Raw genomic sequence first — 18603 nt, forward strand, 5'->3', positions numbered from 1 at the left:
AGTAGTTTTCTTGGTGTTTGAGGGTGTCGTCGGTGAGCCATTGGTGTTGCCAGGTGGCGTAGTCGGCGTACTGGACGGGCAGGGGTGGCAGCGGGTCGGGACGACCGTCGTGACGGGCGGCGTAGAGGACGCCGAGTTCCCGGGTGAGGATTCCCAGCGACCAGCCGTCGGACACGATGTGGTGCATCGTCAGCAGCAAGACGTGCCGGTCCGGGCCGAGGACCACCAGCCGGCCACGGAACAACGGACCGGCCGCCAGATCGAATCGGGCGGTGCTCTCCTCCCGCTGTAACCGGGCCAGCGCGGCCGGGGCATCGGCGTGCCCGGTCAGATCGTCGTAGCGCAGCGGGAACCCCACCCCGGGCGGGTCGATCTGCTGGAACGCCTCGTCACCGTCGCCGACGATCCGGGTACGCAACGCCTCGTGCCGGGCCACCAGGGCGTCCAGGGCCGCCCGCAACGCGTCCCCGTCGAGCCGGCCGTCGAGTTGGAGGGCCAGCGGCATGTGGTAGGCGTGACCGACCCTGCCGAGCCGCTCCAGGAACCACAACCGCCGCTGCGCGAACGACAGCGGCAGGAGACCGGACCGGTCCGGCAACCGCTCGATGTCGGCGGGTGTGCGGGGCGGCGGGACACGACCGGGAGTAGGGAGACGGGTCGGGCTGTCGTGCGGCACAGGTGCCCCCTCGGGTCCCCATCGGCTCGCCACGCCATCTGACATCGGCCAATGTGGATCCACACTAGATCAGTCGACCGGCCCAGACCAGGGACCGACGGGCAGGACCCGCCACCTCAGTCCGGCACCGCCCGCAGACTTTCGGTCAACGCCCCGACCAGCCGTCCGTACGCCGCCCGACGGACGTCCGGGGCCGCCGCCACGTCGGCCCGGTTCGCCACCGCCAGGGTGTACGCGCGCACCAGTGCGGCGGGATACGCCCGGGCGAACGCCTCCCCGTCCATCAGCGCCAGCGCACCGGCCAGGGCGTCGGCGTTGGCGACGGCGTTGGCATCGGCGAACGCCTCGACGCCCGCCCCGGCGCTCAGGTCGGCGTACTGCTCGGCGAACGCGACCACCTCGTGCGGGGGGTAGCCGTTCGCGGTCGCGTAGGCGTGGGCGTTGGCGTACGCGACCGTGCGGGCCTCGGCGTACGGGTAGGCGGCCCCGTACAGCTCACGCAGGGCGGGCCGCAGCGCGTCGCGCCACCGGTCCACCCCGGCCCGGTCCCCGGCCAGCGCCCGCCGCAGCAGGTCACCGACCACCCGGCCGGCGTCGCCCGGCGTCGAGACGAGCATCCGCGCGGCCGTGTCGTACACCACCCGCACCGGCACCCGACCGGCGAGCCGGTCGAGTTCGACGTCCACCCGCTGCCGCCAGTGCGTCGGGTCGTCGCCCTCGGCCAGCGCGGCGAGCACCGCCGCCAGCCAGGCCGGCGTGCTCACCCGTCCCACCGCGACGGCCGGTCCATTCCGGCGAGCAGATCGTCGACGTCGTCGTCGGTCAACGTGTCGAGGTACCCGCCGGTGTCGCCCCCTGCGGGCGTCGTGCCGGTGCGGGTGGCCCCGGCGGCGGTGACCGCCGCGGCCAGGCCGGCCACGGTCGGGTCGTCGAAGAGCGTCCGGACCGGCAGGTCCACCCCGTACGCCGTCCAGATCCGGGCCATCAGCTGGGTGGCCTTCACGGAGTGCCCGCCGAGGGCGAAGAAGTTGTCGGCGACCCCGACCGGGTCGGGTAGATCCAGCAGGTCCGCCACCAGCACCGACAGTTCCCGCTCCACCGGGGTACGCGGGGCGACCGGCGGCGCGCCGGCGACGGCACCCCGCTGCGGCGGGGGCAGGGCGCGCAGGTCCAGCTTGCCGCGAGAGGTGCGGGGCAACTGCGGCAGCGCCACGAAGACCGCCGGCACCATGTGCGCGGGCAGGAACCGCCGCGCGTACGCGGACAACCCGGCCGGTGCCTGCGCCGCGCCCGGTTCACCGACCACGTACCCGACCAGCCGCACGTCGTCGTGCTCCCCGTCGGAGACGGCCGTCACGACCACGTCGCGGACCTGCGGGTGACCGCGCAGCACCGCCTCGACCTCCGCCGTCTCGACCCGGAACCCCCGCACCTTCACCTGCCGGTCGGCCCGACCCAGCGGCACGATCCGTCCACTCGGCAACCACCGGCCCAGGTCACCGCTGCGGTAGAGCCGCCCGCCCGGGGTGAACGGGTCGGGCACGAACCGTTCGGCGGTCAGGCCGGGCGCCCCGACGTAGCCCCGGCCGACGCCCGCGCCGCCGATGCAGATCTCACCGACCACACCGGGCGGCACCGGGCGCAGCCACCGGTCCAGCACGTACACCCGGCTGCCGGCGACGGTGTGGCCGAGATCCGGCGGCGTCGACCCCGGCGGCACCTGCGCCCCGGTCGAGTAGACGGTCGTCTCGGTCGGGCCGTACAGGTTCCACAGCCGGCTGCCCGGCCCGGTCACCGCGTCGGCGAGGGCCCGGGGCAGCGCCTCCCCGCCGCTGAGACGCAGCCGCACCCCGGCCGGCACCCCGCCGGCCGCGACCAGCATCCGCCAGGTCGTCGGCGTCGCCTGGAGCATGGTGGCCCCGGTGGCGGTGAGCAGCCGCCGCAGCCGGTTGCCGTCGATGACGTCGTCGTCGCCGGCCACCACCACCTCTGCCCCGCACAGCAGCGGCAGCAGCAGGTCGAGCAGGGCGATGTCGAACGCGAACGGGCTCACCGACAGCACCCGGTCGGCCGGTCCCAGCGGGATCATCTCGCGGAACGCGTGCAGCAGGTGTGCCACCGCCCCCTGGGTGACGGTCACCGCCTTCGGCCGGCCGGTGGAGCCGGAGGTGAACAGCACGTACGCCGCCGCCGACGGTGGCACCACGCACGGCGGCGGCACCGGCGGGGCCCGCGTGGGCTCCGGTGCGGCCAGGTCGAGCAGGGTCACCGTCGGGGCCAGTTCGGCCAGCAGCGACGCGGCGACGACGCTGCGGTCGGTGACGACGACCCGTACCCCGGCGTCGGCGAGCATGCCGCGTAGCCGCGCCGGCGGGTGGGTCGGATCGAGCGGCAGGTAGGCCGCGCCGATCCGCCAGACGCCCAGCAGCGCCGGCAGCGGCCGGGCCCCCCGGGGTAGCACGATGCCGACGGTGTCCTGGGCCCGTACGCCGAGCCCCCACAGCCCGGTGGCCACCCGGGCGGTCAGCCCACGCAGCGCGGTCCCGGTGAGGCTCACGTCGTCGCCCCGGATCACCATCCGCTCGCCCGGGTCGATTCCGGCCACGAGCGCCGCGGCGGTGCTCCCCGGCGGCGGGACCGAGCCGGTCCGGGGAGCCGGCCACACCCCGGTGACGAGGTGCGCCGTCGCCGGGGACAGGACGTCCACGTCGGCGACGCGGGTCTGCGGTGCGGTCGCCAGTGCGGTCAGGATCGCGGCCAGGGCGTCGGCGAACCGTGCCGCGCTGTGCGGGGTGAACAGGTCGGTGAGGTACCGCAGGCGCACCGTCAGCTCGTCCGGGCCGGCGACGGCGGCCAGTTCCAGCTCGAACTTCCCGGTGCCGGTGGGCACCAGCTCGGGCCGCCAGCGCAGCGCCCCCCGCCCGAGCGGCGGCAGCGCCTCCTCGACCGTGCACATCACCTGCACCAGCGGCGCCCGGGACGGCTGCCGTTGCGGGCGGCACAGCTCGACGACCCGCGCGAACGGCAACTCCTGGTGGGCCTGCATGCGGGCGGTGGCGGCGTGCAACCGGTCGAGCAGTTCGGTGAGCGTCGGGTCACCGTGCAGCGCTGCCCGGACCGCGACGGTGTTGGCGAACAGGCCCAGCATCGGCTCGGTCTCGATGCGGGTACGCCCGGCCACCGGCACGCCGACGAGCACCTCGTCCACGCCGCTCACCCGGGACAGCAGGGCCGCGTACCCGGTCACGAGGACGGTGAACAGGGTGCTGCCGTGTGCCCCGGCCAGGCGGCGCAGCGCCGCGGCCAGCTCCGCGTCGACCGGGACCGCCACCTCCGCGGCGGCCGGCGACAGCCGCCCGGGGTACGGGTGGTCGACCGGCAACGGCACCTCCGAGGGGGCGCCGGCGAGTTCGGCCGACCAGAAGCGCTCCGCCTCGGCGTGGCCGCCCGCGTCGACGTTCTCCCGTTCCCACAGGGCGAAGTCGGCGTACTGCACCGGTGGTTCGACCACGGCCGGCGGACGGCCGGCGCACAGCGCCTCGTAGTCGGCGTACAGCTCGTCCAGGAGCAGCCGCAGTGACCAGCCGTCGACGACCGCGTGATGCGCCACCAGGGCCAGGACGTGCCGCTGCGGACCGAGGCGCAGCAGACGGGCCCGGGCCAGCGGGGCACGCTCCAGCGACATCGGCAGGCGGGCGTGGTCGCGCGCCGCGATCCGGGCCGCCGCCTCCCGGTCGGCCTCGGGCAGATGGTCGAGGGCCACCACCTCCAGGACGGGTGCGGGGGCGTCGTCGTGGATCACCTGGATCGGCCGCCCGCCGTTGGCACGGAAGGTGGTGCGCAGGATCTCGTGCCGCGCGACCGCCGCCGCCCAGGCCCCGCCGAGAGCGGCGGTGTCCAGCGGGCCGTCGAGCCACACCGCCGCGCCGACGTGGTAGGTCGGCTGGCCCGGGTCCAACTGGTCGAGCAGCCACATCCGCCGCTGCGCCGCCGAGGCCGGGAACTCGAAGACCGCCATCTCAACGCCCCTGCCCGTCCACGGCGACGACCCGCAGTTCCGCCGTGTACCGGCCGTCGGGCCCGGTCAGCCACAGCTGCTCCGGTGTCGGCAGCATCTCCACCACACCCACCCCGGCGTCGTCGCCGCCGTGGCGGCGGGCCCGGCGGACCGCACGGGACACCAGGTCCACCGAGGCCAGGCTGGTCAGGTCGGCGTGCACCGGCTTGCGTTCGCCCGCGCAGCGCAGGAACACGTGACGCGGCAGATGGTGGGCGGCGGCCCAGGCCCGCACCTGCCGGAACCGCAGCGCCTCGTCGCGGGTGTCGGCGAAGGCGAGGTCGGCGGCGATGAACGTCCACGCCTCCCGGCTGACCACCAGCGAGTCGACGGTGACCCTCGGCTGGTGTGCGGCCGGGGGCAGGATGCGGAACAGCTGGGACAGCCCGGCGCCGACCACGTCGCCGAGGACGTCCATCAGGTCGCCGTCGAACCGCCCGTCGCGTGACCGTACCCGCAGCCCGCCGGCCGTACCGACCAGGTCGCACTCGCCGACCCGCAGGCTGCGGCGCGGGTCGTGCCCGAACGAGTCGTGCGCGAACACCAGCCGCACGTCACCCGCGCCGGTCAGGGCGTTGCTCTGCCGGGTCGGCACGCCACCCTCCTGGCCGGTCTCGGCCGGATACACCACCCCGGTGCCCACGTCGTGGCCCATCGCGGCGCGCAGCGCGTCCGCCTGCGGGTGACAGGCCACCCAGGTGGCGTACCGCAGGGTGTTGACCCCTGGATGCAGCTCACCCAGGACCCATTCGTCGCCGGCGCGCATCAGGTCCGGGCTGTGCTGCCGTGCCGTCGGCCAGCCAGGCCGCCCCGCAGGGAAGGCGACGGCCACCGCCGGGGCCAGCTCCGCCGCCGTGAACCTGACCCGCCGCTGGCCCGCCGGCAGGGTCAGCACGTCGGCCCAGCGGCGGTGCAGCGCACCGGTGAGCAGGGCGGTCAGCCGCTGCGGCGGGTGGAACAGCGCCTCGCCGGCCAGCAGCCAGAAGTCGACCAGCGGGATCACGTCGGTGCCCAGTTCCGTCGCGCGACGCCGGTAGATCTCGGTGCACAGCCGCCGGTAGAGCGTCGCGCCGGCCGCCGTGAACCACCGTGCGGCCTCCAGCACCAGGGCCAGCGCCGCACGGATCGGGTCGAGGCCTGCCTCGCCGACGGCGACGGTGCCGGCCCGCAGGCACTCCTCGTAGACGGGGGTGCGCCCGGCGTACATCGTGCCGGCGCGGCGGGCTGCCGGGACACCGGCCAGCCGTTCGAACGTGGCCTCCAGGTGGGACATCGCGGCGGTCACCCCGTCCGGGTCACCGGCGGACGCGGCGAGCGCGTCGCGGGCGGCGCACAGGTCGTCCAGGGCACCGAGGGCGGGGGTGCGCACCTCGTCGTCGGTGACCCGTTCCAGCAGGGTGCGCAGGGTCCGCTCGGGGTGGGTGTCGTGTGGTGCCGGCTCCGGCTGCCAGGCGATCCGGTGGGTCGCGGCCAACGTGTCCAGCACCTCGTGCACCTCCCGCGTCGTGCGCAGCCCCGACCCGGGGTCGGCCAGCACGACGGCGGCGACCGAGTTCGCGTCGCGGATCCCGTCACAGGCACGCAGCACCGCCGCCTCGGTGTCGCCGACCGTGACCGGCGCGGCGAGCGGCACCCGCAGCGTCGTCCCGGTCAGGTCCAGGAAGGGCATGACCCGGGGTACGAGCCACGGGCGCAGCCGGACCGCGTACGGGGCGAGCACCGCCGCGACCGCCCAGCCCTCCAGGTAGACCGTCCTTCGGGCGAGGAGCGCCGGCGGGTCGGCGGGGTCGACCCGTACGCCCGCACCGGGCTCGATCCGGGCCCAGCCGACCGGCCCGAAGAAGCCGATGGTGTCGTTCTTCAGGCAGTAGCGCTGCAGGTAGCTGGTGACCAGCGCCTCGTGCTGGCGGTGCCTGGTGTTGCGGGTCCGGTGGTCGGGGCCCCGGCGCAGCAGCGCGTCGACGCCGGTGCGCAGCGCGTGCGGGTTCTGCCAGGCCACCGCCTCGCGGAAACGCGGGTGGGCCGCCACCGCGTGCAGCGCGGCCGTGAGCCGCCCCACCGCGTCCGGGTAGACGGCCGCGTACGCCGCCTCCGCGTCGGCGAGGCCGGCCGGGTCCCCGGCGGCGGCCACCACCCGGTCGGCGGCGGCGGCGAGTTCCGCGTCGCCCAGCGCGGCCATCAGGTCGGCCGGGAGACCGGCGCCCCGCAGGCAGACCGTCCGCCACAGGGACCACCCGTCGGTCAGCCGGGTGAGATGTCCGGGCCGGTCCCGCCCGGCGAGGTGCGCCACCCGCTCGCGGCGCACCAGCGCCGGCCCGCTCTGCTGCCCCCGGCCCTCCACGGGTGCGACCGCCGCGTCGAGCCATGCCGCCGTCGCGGCCAGCGTCGGCGCCCGGTAGAACAGGCCCACCCCCGGCTCCACGCCGAACGTCTCCCGGATGCGGAACATCAACCGGGTGGCCGTCAGCGAGTTGCCGCCGAGGGCGAAGAAGCTGCTCTCCCGGCCGATGCCCGCGGGTGGCCGCCCGCCGGGCAGCAGCCGGGACCACAGCCCGGCCAGCCGGTGCTCGGTCGGTGAGGCGGGGCCGGCCAGGTGCGGGGTCGCCCCGGTGAGGTCGGGCACCGGCAACGCCGCCCGGTCGACCTTTCCGTACGCGGTCGTCGGCAGCCGGTCCAGGACGGTGAACACGGCGGGCACCAGGTGCGCCGGCAGCCGGGCGGCGACGTGGTCACGCAGACCGGCCACGGTGGGGACCGCCGCGCCGGCCGGCGTGACGTAGCCGGCCAGGTGCCGCTGCGTCCCGTCGTCCAGGACACCCACCGCCGCCGCCCCGACCGCCGGATGGGTCCTGAGCACCGCCTCCACCTCGCCCGGTTCGACCCGGAACCCCCGGATCTTGACCTGGTCGTCGCGGCGGCCCAGGAACTCCAGCACCCCGTCCGCGCGCCAGCGGACGACGTCACCGGTCCGGTAGAGCCGCCCGCCCGGCACCTGCGGGTCCGGCACGAACGCCCGCGCGGTCGCCGCCGGATCACCGAGGTAGCCCCGGGCCAGCCCGTCCCCGCCGGTGTACAGCTCGCCGGCGACCCCGACCGGCACCGGCCGGCCGTCGGCGTCGAGCACGTGGACGGTGGTCTGCGGCACGGGACGGCCGATCGGCACCCGGTCACCCACCGGCGCGGTGCCGCTCATCCGGTGGCAACTGGTCAGCGTCGCGTTCTCGGTCGGCCCGTACGCGTTGACCAGCGGAAGCCCGTCACGTGCGGCGAGCACGGCACCGACCGTGCCCGGGTCGGCCACGTCCCCACCGGTGAGTAGCTGCCGCACTCCCGCCAGCGCCGTGACGTCGGTCTCGGCGAGCTGCCGGAACAGCCCGGCGGTGAGGAAGGCGACGGTGACGCCACCGTCGCGGATCAGCGCGGTCAGGGCGGTCAGGTCCACCGGGTCCGGCGGTGCGACCACCGCGGTGGCGCCGGTCAGCAGCGCACCCCAGATCTCCCAGGTGGACGCGTCGAACGCGGTCGGGGCGAACTGGAGCAGCCGCTCGCCGGGGCCGAGGGTGGCGAAGTCGGGGTCGGTCACCAGCCGTACCACGCCCCGGTGGGTGATGCCGACCCGCTTGGGTGCGCCGGTCGAGCCGGAGGTGTGCAGGACGCAGGCGAGCTGCAACGGATGGATCCGTGGCGGCGGACCGGCGGGCACCGGTTCCCCGGGCGGCGGGTCGACGTCCAGCACCCGGACCGGGCCCAGGTCGGGCAGGCCGGCGGCGGTCGCCGGGGTGGTCAGCAGCAGACGGGTGCCGCTGGCGGCGAGGAGGCCCGCGATCCGGGCCGGTGGTGCGGCCGGGTCCACCGGGAGGTAGGCCCCGCCGGCCTTGAGGACACCGAGCAGAGCCCGGATCAGTGGTTCGCCCCGGGGGAGCAGCACGGCGACCGGGCTCTCGCCGGTGACCCCGTGCCCGCGCAGCGTCCGGGCCAGCCGGTCGGCCGCGCGGTCCAGTTCCGCGTACCCGATCGTGCGGCCACCGACCGCCAGCGCGGTGGCGTCCGGGTCGTCGGCCACCCGGGCCGCGAAGACCTCGGGGATCGACGCCTGCCGGGGATAGGGCCGTCGGGTGGTGTTCCAGGCGGCGCGCAGCGGCGCTTCGGCGGCGGCACCGAGATCCAGGTCGGCCAGAGCGGCGTCCGGCCGCTCGGCCACCTCGCACACGGTGCGGTGCAACTGGGCGAGGATCCGCCGGGCCGAGACGTCCAGCAGCCGGGTGGCGTCCCACGTCACGCCCAGGCGCAGCTCCGGTTCGTCGAAGGCGTGCACCGTCAGGGGATGACCGGGCATCCGGTGCACCCGCGCGGAGCGTCGGGCCGGCTCCGGTCCGCCCTCGGCCAGGGCGGTGGCCAGGGTCTGCCGCTCGAACACCACGAGGCTGTCCAGCAGCGGCGTGTCGGGTGTCAGCCCCGCCTGACCGAGGATGTGGTGCAGCGGGGTGAGCTGGTGCTCGCGGAGCTGCCGGATCCGGTCGGCCACGTCGGCGAGCAGCTGTCGCACCGGCCACCGCCGGTCGAGCCGGACCCGCAGGGGCACCGTGGTGAGGAGCAGCCCGAGGATCTGCTCGGCATCCGGGACGCTGCCGTACCGGCAGGATCTGGTGACCGCGACGGTGACGTCGTCCACCCCGCCGTACGCGCCGCGCAGCAGCGCCCAGGCCGCGTGGACCAGCACGCCGACGCTGACGTCGGCATCCGCGGCGGCGGCGCGGACCCGGTCGGAGTCCGGCCGGGTCAGGACGATCTCGTGCGACGCCGGCACGCTGCGCGCGCTCGCGTCCCGGGCGGCGTCGATCCGGCCCGGGAGGGCCCGGGGGATCGGGGCGTCGGCGAGGTACCCCTTCCAGAACGCGTCGTCGGGGGCCGGGTCGCGTGCCTCCCACCAGCGCACGAAGTCCACGAACGGCGGCCGGTGCGGCGGGTGCGGCAGCCGGCCGGCGCGACGCGCGGCGTAGTCGGCGAGGATCTCGTCGAGCAGCATCCGGGTGGAACGGCCGTCGAGGACCGCGTGGTGGAACGTGACGACGACATGGTGGTCGCCCAGGACGGTGACCCGCAGCAGGGGTGCCCGGCCGACGTCGAAGGGCTCGTGCCGGTCGGTGGGGAGGAAACCGTCGACAGTCGTCTCCCGCCACCGCAGGTCGGGGGTCACGGCGGGGTGGACGACCTGGACCACACCGTGCTCACCGTCGACCTCGAAGGCCGTCCGCAGCACCGCGTGCCGGCCGGTCGCGGCCTGCCAGGCGGCGACGAACGCGTCCCGGTCCGGCGGACCGTCCCAGGCGAGGGTGACCTGCTGGACGTCGACCCCGGCGTCGGGCTGCCGGAGCGTCTGCAACACCATCCCGCGTTGCACGGCGAGGGCCGGATACCGCTGGAGACTGCCGTTCATGCGCCCTCGCCCGTCACGACGTCAGCCGGTGGTGGCGTGCTCGTCCATCCACCGCCGCAACGACAGCGGCCGCATGTCCGTCCACACCTCGTCGATGCGGGCGAGGCACTCGTCGCGTGACCCGGTGGTGCCCTCGCGACGCCAACCGGCGGGCAGTTCCCGGTCGTCCCACCAGATCGAGAACTGTTCCTCGTCGTTCACGACCACGGCGTACGTCCGGGTGTCGTCGTCAGCGCTCATCGGACCCCCTTCCGCCCGAAGGATTTCAACGCGTCGATGTGCTGTCAAGGAGTCCGCCGGTCCGGCGTCGTCAGCGCGAGACGGGGCGTAACGCGGTGCCGGCATCGGGATCGGGTCCCGCCGTCGCCGCGCCGGTGTGCCCATCGGTGCGGGGCGTGCGGGCCACCCAGCCGACGACCGGCCCGGCGGCGAGCGCACAGCCGACGAAGACCGCGGCGACGACCCACCAGCCCCAGCCGCCGGTGCCGACCGCGAGCAGGGTCAGGCCGACCGGGGCGAAGACGTCCGCCGCCGAGCTGATGGTCTGCGCCGTGCCGAGGTACGCGCCACGCTCGGCGGCGGGCGGCACCGTGGTCTGGAAGTACCACAGCGCCGCCGAGAACCACAGTTCCGTCGTCGTCACCAGCACCACGACCCCGATCAGCGCGACGACGGTCCACCCGCCGCCGGTCCGCCCGGCGACTGCGGCAACCGGGCAGGCGACCGCGGTGACCAGGGCGCCGCGGCGGATCAGGCGGGCCGCGCCGGGAAGCGAGTCCGCACCCCGCGACGCCGGCACCTGCAACGTGATCACCAGAACCGTGTTCAGGGCCAGCATCGCGCCGAGCAGCGGCTTGGGAGCGTCGGTGTGGGTGATCGTCCACAGCGGCAGGATCTCGATGAGGATCACCGCGTGGAACATCATGACGGCGAGGAGCACCGCCGACGTCACGTAGGGCACGTCCCTGAGGACCGCCCACCGGGAGGTGCCGGCCGTGCGTTCGTGCCGCACCACCGGCGCGGCCGGCAGCCGGGCCACCAGGACGGCGTTGAGCAGTGACAACGCCGAGTTGAACAGCACCATGGCGACCAGCGCGGCGGTCGAGTCGAACGCCAGCGCCAGCGCGCCGAGGCCGGTGCCGACGGTGAACCCGGCGTTGAGGTAGGAGCGTGCGTACGCCATCGTGCGCACCCGGTCCGCGGCCGGTAGGGCGGCGGCGGTGTAGATGGTGCGCCCGGCGTTGGCGAACGAGGCGGTGACAGCGGCCACCACCATCAGCACCACGAAACCGGCGAAGGACGTCACGAGCGGGTAGGCGGCGAACGTCACCGCCGCGCCCAGCGCACCGACCGTCCAGGACCGCTGCCCGCCGATCCGGTCGGCCAGCGTGCCCAGCGGCAGCGAGGTGACCACCCCGGCGAGCCCGGCGACCGAGAAGCCGATCCCGATCTGCACCGGGGTGAGCCCGAGCACCTCGGTGAAGAACACGATGCTGCCGCTGAGGAACGTGCCGCTGCCGACAGCCACCATGGCGGTCTGGTAGGCGATCGCCCGGGGCAGCCCGGGTGGCGGCAGGAGCCGGGACACGGCGAATCGGTGACCGTCCATGGTGTCGGTCAGGCTACCCGGGCTGCGGGGCGAACCCCACCGCCGTCGACTGCGCATCCTGACCGGCGCGCTGCCGAACCGGGCGTGGTCCCCGTCGGACAGGATCGTCGTGCGTCCCTGGACCCGCACAGAACTCTCCGCCCACCACCCGATGTTGCCGGTTGGGGGGCCACGACCGGTTCGGCGCGGGAGGCGCCCCGTCACAGCCGTAGGTCGCCGCGTCCTCCAGCAGTACCGAGCCGGCGGCGCGGGTCTCCCGGGCGGCGACGAGGTCAGATCAGGACAAGGAGGTCCATCCAACTGGTGGCAGGTTCGGTGGGGTCAGCCTCGGCGGCGGCGCGGAGTCGGGCGAGGCCGCGGGCGTAGACGTCGTCGGGGAGGGCGCGGAGCTTGGAGTCCGCAGCGCGGCGGAGCCCGTCGGCGTAGGCGGTCAGGGTGGGTGCGCTGCGTTGCGGCAGCGGGCGGAGCGAAACCTGGGCGAAGCCTGCCGTGGCGAAGGCCGCGCAGACCCGGTCGACGGTGGGGTAGTTGTCGACCAGACCCGCTGTCTCGGGGAAGAACCGCACCCGCAGGTCCCGGTCGCAGCGGCCGGGGAAGGAGTTGCGAATGAGCACCGGAGCGCCTGGTTTGAGTGCCCGGCGTAGCTCGCGGGCCGATGCCTCCAGATCGTCCAGATGGTGGATCACGGAGCCGAGCCATGCCGCGTCCGCGCAGCCGTCCGGGACCGGCAGCGACTCCGCCTTCCCGTCGAGCGCCCGGATCTCCTCGGACGCAGGAATCAGCGCCCGCATCGCTGCGGCCGGCTCGACGGCCAGCACCCGGACTCCGAACCAGGCGTGGAATGCGCTCGCGAACGCTCCGGTCCCCGCACCCACGTCGAGCACCGTCATGCCAGGTGCGAGACCGGCCGCTGCGGACACCGCGGTACGCCATGCATCCAGGCCCTCCCGTGGGACCTCCCGAGCCGCCTGATAGTCGGCGGCTGCCTGGCTGTCGTAGCGTGTTTCAGCCATGCTCGTCTGCTCTCCGTGCTCCACGTCCGACGTGCTGCCTACAGGTGTCGATCAATGCCCGGACAGTCTCTCGGTGATCTCCCCGAGTTCCGCGTCTGCCTCGCCGAAGACGGCGTAGAAAAGCCAACCGCGAGGAGGCACCAGTGTGCTGGCCGCCAGCGGAAGGATGCCGTCACGGCCACTGGTCGCGAGCCGTCCCGCATCATCGAGCAGGTGGACCAGTCGCTCGAAGTAGTCGTCGCCGCCGATCCGGACGAACGCCAGACGCAACCGCACGCCCAACTGCTGGGCGATCATCCCGGGCGAGAGGCGGGCGTTGACCTCCAGCACCGGGATCAGCTCCCCCGACGCGGTGGTCATCGAGTCGACGGACAATGGCCCGCGATAGCCCTCCGCCGCTGCGGCCCGGGCCACCGCCTCCACGCATGCGCGGTACTCCGCACGGTCGAGCCGCTGCATCAACTGCGGCGTCGGAGACGACGAACCCCGGTAGGAGTGACCGACGTTGAGGATCTGGCGAACGCCGTGCCACACCAGTTCCCCTTCCGGGTCGATCGTCAGATGCGCGGCGAAGTCGTCGGACCGTTCGTACAGCGGCTGGACCACCAACTCGATCATGTCCGCCGGTCGCCGACTCAGGCTGCGTTCGACCAACGCGAGTCTGGTGGGTGAGTCGAGGATGACATTGCCCTGCCCGGACACTCCATAGGGGTCTTTGACCACGCACGGCAAGACCGCCGCCTCGCGCAGTTCCTGCAGCGAGGTGACGACCCGTCCGGAGCCGGGTAGCCCCAGCCGCGTCGACCAGGTCTTGGAGTTGACCAGCCGGACGGCGTTCAGGTCGGGCAGCGCCGCGTCCAGTCCGAGGCTCCTGACCGCAGCGGCCGTCCCCGGCAGCACCGCATACGGTTCGGGCCTCGCGCCGGTGAATCCCGGCAGGCCGACGACAGCCAGGCGCTCCTCGACGGGGAGCGCCAGATCGCCGGGAACCGGCAGGTGCCGGGCACCGAAACCTGCGGCACGCATCACCTCGCCGAAGGCCGCGGGCGGCTGGTAGTGAGTAAGCAGCACGTCATCGGGGCGGCAGAGGACGGCCTGTAGCTCATCCATCCCCCGCAGCAATCGCTCGGCGTGTGGATCGCGGAGGGCTGGCAGCCGCGCCAACCCGGTCGGCCGCCACCGGTGCTCCGCGTCACAGCTGCCGAACCTGACGACCGGGGCCGCCGGGGCCACAGTCACGACGTGGTTCCGGCGTCGGGACGCAGGAAGCGGTGCTCGATGCGTTCCAGGGTGCGAAAATCGTCGACGCTCACCTCTTGCAGGTCGATGGGCCTCCCGGAGAGGTCTTCGAGCAGGTAGATGAACTCCAGGAAGTCCAGGGAGTCGATGAGCCGGGCCTCGATCAGGTCCTCCGTCGGGCTGGGCTCGCGGTCGAGTTCGGGGTTCTTGGTCTGGATCCATTCGGCGATCCGCTTCACGACTGCTCCATGTTGTCTGTCGAACGGTGGGATGACGGATCCGAGGAGCCAGACCTCGGTCAACAGCGGCGGCGGCCCACTCCCCGTCGGGGGTGACGGTCAGCGGCCACTGGTCATCGCGGCCTCCCGATCGGGACCGGGACGGCCGCTGCCGTCCCGTCTTCGCGTAGGGCGGCGAGGGCCGCGGTGAACTCCGCGCGGAAACCGGCGACGTAGGCCGCGGCCGGCCGTACCGTCCGGAGTGCGGCGCACCCGAGGCCCGCATACCGGGCCATCTGCTCGACGTGACCCTCGGCCTCCTCCGTGGGTGCGGCGGCGGAGCCTCGCGGGACCGGTCGGCGTTCACCCATCACGCTGGTCCAGGCGATCAGCGTCGCGGGCAGCGGCTGCGGCGCGTCGGTGACGGGGCTGCGCAGCACCCGGTGCGGACGTCCCGGCCAGCCGATCGAAAAGCGGTCGGTAACGACGGTGTCCTCGGCGCCGGCCTGCAGGAGTGCCGCCTTGTAGGAGGGGTGCGCGGCCGACTCGGCAGTGACCACGAACGCTGTGCCGCACAGCGCGCCGGACGCACCGGCGCGCAGGGCATCGAGCAGGTCGGCGCCGGTGGCTATCGCGCCGGCGACGAACGCCGCAGGCTCCTGGTCGTACTGGGCGAGCAGTTCGCGTATGCCCAGTATCCCGAGGTGGTGGCCGCCGGCCTCGATGCCCTGGAGCACCACGCCGTGCGCGCCCAGTCCGGCCGCGACCGACGCGTCGGCGGCGGTGCCCACCTGGATCAGCAGGCGGTGTCCGGCGGCCAGCACCCGTGCCGCCTCCGGCTCGGGGAGCAGGCCGTAGCTGTTCAGAAGAAGTGGCCGGTCCGCATTGGCGAGCAGCGCGCCCACCTGATCGGTGAGCAGCCGTCCGGCGACCTCGGGGATCACGTTCACCGCGAAGGTGCGCCTCGTGCGCGCGGCAGTGTCGACCACGAGTGCAGCGCTCTGCTCCGGGTTGCTCTTGTAGAGGGCGACGGTGCCGAGCGCGCCGCTGTCGCTGACCGCTGCCGCGAGCGCCGGTCCGGCGATGCCGCCCATGCCTGCCTGGATGAGTGGGAATTCGACTCCGAGGGCTCGCGCCCCCCGCTCCGCCGCCGCCGTCACCCTCGCAGCCGGAACATCGGGAAGGTCAGCCACGAACATCATGGACCTGCCGTAGCGCCTTCTGTGGCGTGCCGTGCGCCTGCAGCATCGCGTGTATCCAGCGTTCGACACCGAAAGCAGTGCAGCTGCTGTGTGCGACAACGCCGGCGCTGGTGATACCGAGCCGTTCGCCGAAGAAGTTGCGGTGCCTGTTCACCGACGCGATGGCGGTGCCGTCGGGAGCGACGAACTCATATTTGACGGGGTCGAGGGCCATCAGTTTGGCTCGGGAGCCGCTCTTGTCGTAGAACGGGTCGCTCGCGGGCTGGTACGACAGTTCGATGCCGAGTCGGCTGGCCAGAGTCTCCACGAGCTCCTTCGAGCGGGCCAGGTGTTCGCGGGCTCCCTCGGCGGTGCCGAAGTAGACGATCTCGCGCATATGGAAGCCCCAGAGGCGGCGCAGACCGTCGTAGTGGTCCTCGTTGCGGAAGCAGCGGCCGATCGAGGTCAGCCTCAGTCCTGGGCCGACATCCTGGCCTTGCAACGAGAGCAGCAGGCCGTAGCAGGTGGCCGACGGCAGCAGGTAGCCGGTGGGTCGAACCGGCTGCTCCGCCACCGGGGCCCCGGATGCCAGTGCCTCGACCGCACCGTCCGGAAAGCGGGCGGCGGTCACGCCGAGGTGCGGGAAGTTGCGGAAGTAGTCGAGCCGGGCCAGGCCCTCTGCGGGCAGAAGTGGCGGCCCGACCACTGCGGAGGCGCCGAGTTCGTCGGCCATGTCGGTGAACAGGGCGTCGAGTTCGAGCATGAGTGCGGCTCGCTGTGGTTCGAGGACGACCAGGCCGGGGCCGGGGTTCAGTAGGGTGAGATCTCCGGCCGGGGCGGCGGGTGGTGTGCGCAGTGCCATGGGTGACCTGCTCCTGTGGAGGTGGGCGGGACAGGGAGCGGCGGAGTCGCTCAGGCCGCGGCCTGGTCGAACAGGCCGATCCGACGGTAGAACGCGTCGGTACGGGCCGTGACTGCGTCGTGGGCGGCGCTGCGGGAAGGGTCGGCGAGGACACGGCTGCGGAAGGCGAACGGATTGGGAATTCCCGCGTTGCGGTAGGCGTCCACGCTGTAGAGTTGTTGTAGCGAACTCGCGATGTACCTCTCCACGTACTGACGGGCCACGGCGATCTCCTTGTTGTCGCCGTCCGCACGCAGTCGCACCCACAAGGCACGTACCAGTTGAGCACCGAAGGCGATGTGCCGGGACTCGTCCTGGTGGTGCACCCGGTTGATGGCGCGAATGGTCTCCGGGAGGGCGGCGTCGGCAGCCATCCTGCTGTTGAAGTGATCGACGATCTGTTCGAAGATCAGGATCCGGCTGAACACGATGAAGTTGTCCAGCAGAGCGGAGTGCTGCTCCTGGGGGAAAGCCATGGACCGGTTGGTGAACAGCTTTCCGCCGTAGCGTAGGCAGAACTCGGCGAAGAACCACATGTGCTCGTTTTCTTCGCCCAGGAAGTGATGGAAGAACGGGGTGGGGATCTCGAAACCGGGGGTGTGGATCCGCTGTACCACCTCCTGCATCAGCTCGCGGATCCCATGCACGTTGAGGCTGTAGAAGTTGATGCTCTCCCACTTCGACAGGGCGAGATACTGCTCGCGGTCCAACTCGGCGGCGGCTGCGGTGCCGTACACCGTCACCAGATCCTCGCTCATCCACAGCGCGCCCTCAGGGATGCTCTCGGGCCACTCGAAAGTCTGGTAGGGGTTGTAGTACTCGTCCTCGGCCGCTGCGGTGAGCCGAGTGACGGCGATGGCGACCTCGTCGTCCCAGATGGTGGCGTTAGTGGTCATCCGGCGATCTCTCCAAGCTTCTTCTCGGTACTGGTTGTCGCACGCGTCGAGCGGAAGCCCGCCAGGTCGAGAGTGCCTGTGGCGCTGTCGATCAGGAGAATCTCGAAGGCGCGCAGCAGGAGGTCGATGTCGTGGCGCGGTATCAGTTCGGTGTCGGCCATCAGATAGAGCAGGCAGGTGTCGGGCGCGTATCCGGTGTGCAGGAAGAAGGTGGCGTCCTGGCGCTCCCACGAACCCACGAAGGTGACCGTGGTGCGGCAGAGGAGCGCACGCAGTCCGTCCGGGCCCGCATCGGTGTGCGGTAGGTTCTCCCAACGGTCGTGCATACGTTTGTCGTTGAAGAAGCAACCGAGGTTGAGTGCGCCGTGGCTGCGTTTGCGCGCCTCGTCGAGAATCTCGTCCACGGCCGACGGGTCGTACTGGGCATGACGGTAGGCGTTCATTCCGGTCAGAAAGGTCCGGCGCACCGTCTGTTCAAAGGTGTCGTCGTCGACGTTCAATGCGAACAGCGCGTTCTCCACCATGGGGGCCACGAGCCGACGGCTGCGCTCGTCATGCCGGTTGACCGCGATGAGCTGCAGCGCCACGGTGTCGTGCCCGGTGTAGGCACCGAGTACGGCCGCCGTGGCGGCCAGCAGCACGGTGCCGGTGCTGACCTGGCAGCGTTCGGCAAGCACGGTCGTGGCGACCGCGACGGCGGGGGAGTTCATCCCCAGCCGGACGAAGCGCTCGGGTCTGCCCTCGCCGGTGACCGTACGAAACAGCGTCGGCGGCACGGTGTGCAGCGTTCGACGCCAGTACTCCGCCGCGGCCGCACCGCGGGCGGCACCAGGACCCTCCGTCTCAAAGCGTGCCTGGTCGAGCGGCTGCCACTGTGGTTCCGGCGGCCCGCTGCCGTCGAGCAGTTGCTGCAGATCGCGCTCCAGCTCGCGTACGCCCCAGAAATCGACAGCCAGGTGCGAGAACACCAAGACGGCGACGGCTGGACGTCCGTCCTGTAGGACGAGCGCGCAGCGGAAGGGCCATTCCTCGGCGTGGCGAAAGGTCAGGCCCACCAACTCTCGTGCCAGCTCGACGGCAACGTCATCGGCGGCGCCGGATGCTGCGTCCGCCACCGTGAGGGACAGCGCGCCCTCTGCCCAGACCTCCTGGACGGGCCCGTCGCCCTCTTCGTGAAATCGGGTACGCAGCACTTCGTGCCGCGAGACGAATGCGCTGAGCGCCGTCTCGACCTGTTCGGTGGAGATACCGGCCGGGATCTTCGCGATACGGCGGATGTTGAAGTAGTGGGCATCGTCACCGAGCCAACGAATGGCCTTCCAGATGGCGCGTTGACCCCACGTCATAGGGGCGGTTTCGGATCGTTTTCCTCGGAA

At 72.9% G+C, this 18603-nt stretch carries 13 protein-coding genes; all 13 read right to left on the reverse strand.

The window, feature by feature from the left end:
• On the reverse strand, window positions 1-598 hold a 598-nt coding region (locus tag H1A17_RS15485), incomplete at its 3' end, for a condensation domain-containing protein (protein ID WP_228543611.1).
• A 194-nt stretch (window positions 599-792) separates the two neighbouring features.
• Window positions 793-1440 carry a SpcZ gene (locus H1A17_RS15490; protein WP_145919077.1) on the reverse strand — a complete coding sequence of 216 codons (648 nt, stop codon included), beginning with the start codon at window positions 1438-1440 and terminating at the stop codon, window positions 793-795.
• On the reverse strand, window positions 1437-4694 hold the full coding sequence (locus H1A17_RS15495; RefSeq protein WP_194822172.1) for a non-ribosomal peptide synthetase: 3258 nt from the start codon (window positions 4692-4694) through the stop codon (window positions 1437-1439). Before H1A17_RS15495 ends, H1A17_RS15490 begins: the two co-directional genes overlap by 4 nt.
• Before the next feature lies 1 nt (window position 4695).
• Window positions 4696-10170: a non-ribosomal peptide synthetase gene (locus H1A17_RS15500; RefSeq protein ID WP_194822173.1), complete on the reverse strand. Its 5475-nt coding sequence runs from the start codon at window positions 10168-10170 to the stop codon at window positions 4696-4698.
• Window positions 10171-10191: 21 nt separating this feature from the next.
• Window positions 10192-10410, reverse strand: coding sequence for an MbtH family NRPS accessory protein (locus H1A17_RS15505; protein WP_145919080.1), 219 nt, complete (start codon window positions 10408-10410; stop codon window positions 10192-10194).
• A 70-nt stretch (window positions 10411-10480) separates the two neighbouring features.
• Entirely contained in the window at window positions 10481-11779 is a 1299-nt protein-coding gene (locus tag H1A17_RS15510) for an MFS transporter (protein ID WP_194822174.1), read from the reverse strand.
• 272 nt (window positions 11780-12051) lie between these two features.
• On the reverse strand, window positions 12052-12792 hold the full coding sequence (locus H1A17_RS15515) for a class I SAM-dependent methyltransferase (protein ID WP_145919082.1): 741 nt from the start codon (window positions 12790-12792) through the stop codon (window positions 12052-12054).
• Window positions 12793-12843: 51 nt separating this feature from the next.
• The gene (locus H1A17_RS15520) at window positions 12844-13902 is read right to left on the reverse strand and encodes a hypothetical protein (protein ID WP_145919083.1); all 1059 of its coding nucleotides are present in this window, start codon (window positions 13900-13902) and stop codon (window positions 12844-12846) included.
• A 125-nt stretch (window positions 13903-14027) separates the two neighbouring features.
• Window positions 14028-14270 (reverse strand): acyl carrier protein, encoded by a 243-nt coding sequence (locus H1A17_RS15525; RefSeq protein WP_145919084.1) that lies wholly within the window; start codon window positions 14268-14270, stop codon window positions 14028-14030.
• Window positions 14271-14383: 113 nt separating this feature from the next.
• Window positions 14384-15448, reverse strand: a complete 1065-nt coding sequence (locus tag H1A17_RS15530) for a nitronate monooxygenase family protein (RefSeq protein WP_194822175.1) — start codon at window positions 15446-15448, stop codon at window positions 14384-14386.
• Complete coding sequence (locus H1A17_RS15535; protein WP_194822176.1) at window positions 15435-16292, reverse strand: aminoacyl--tRNA ligase-related protein; 858 nt, start codon at window positions 16290-16292, stop codon at window positions 15435-15437. Before H1A17_RS15535 ends, H1A17_RS15530 begins: the two co-directional genes overlap by 14 nt.
• A gap of 50 nt (window positions 16293-16342) precedes the next feature.
• Window positions 16343-17227, reverse strand: coding sequence for a diiron oxygenase (locus H1A17_RS15540; RefSeq protein ID WP_145919087.1), 885 nt, complete (start codon window positions 17225-17227; stop codon window positions 16343-16345).
• Window positions 17224-18573, reverse strand: coding sequence for a condensation domain-containing protein (locus H1A17_RS15545; protein ID WP_194822177.1), 1350 nt, complete (start codon window positions 18571-18573; stop codon window positions 17224-17226). The genes H1A17_RS15540 and H1A17_RS15545 overlap by 4 nt, the downstream gene beginning before the upstream one ends.
• Between the last annotated feature and the right edge of the window lie 30 nt (window positions 18574-18603).

The organism is Micromonospora sp. S-DT3-3-22 (assembly GCF_015354745.1).
Classification (GTDB): Bacteria; Actinomycetota; Actinomycetes; order Mycobacteriales; family Micromonosporaceae; genus Micromonospora; species Micromonospora wenchangensis.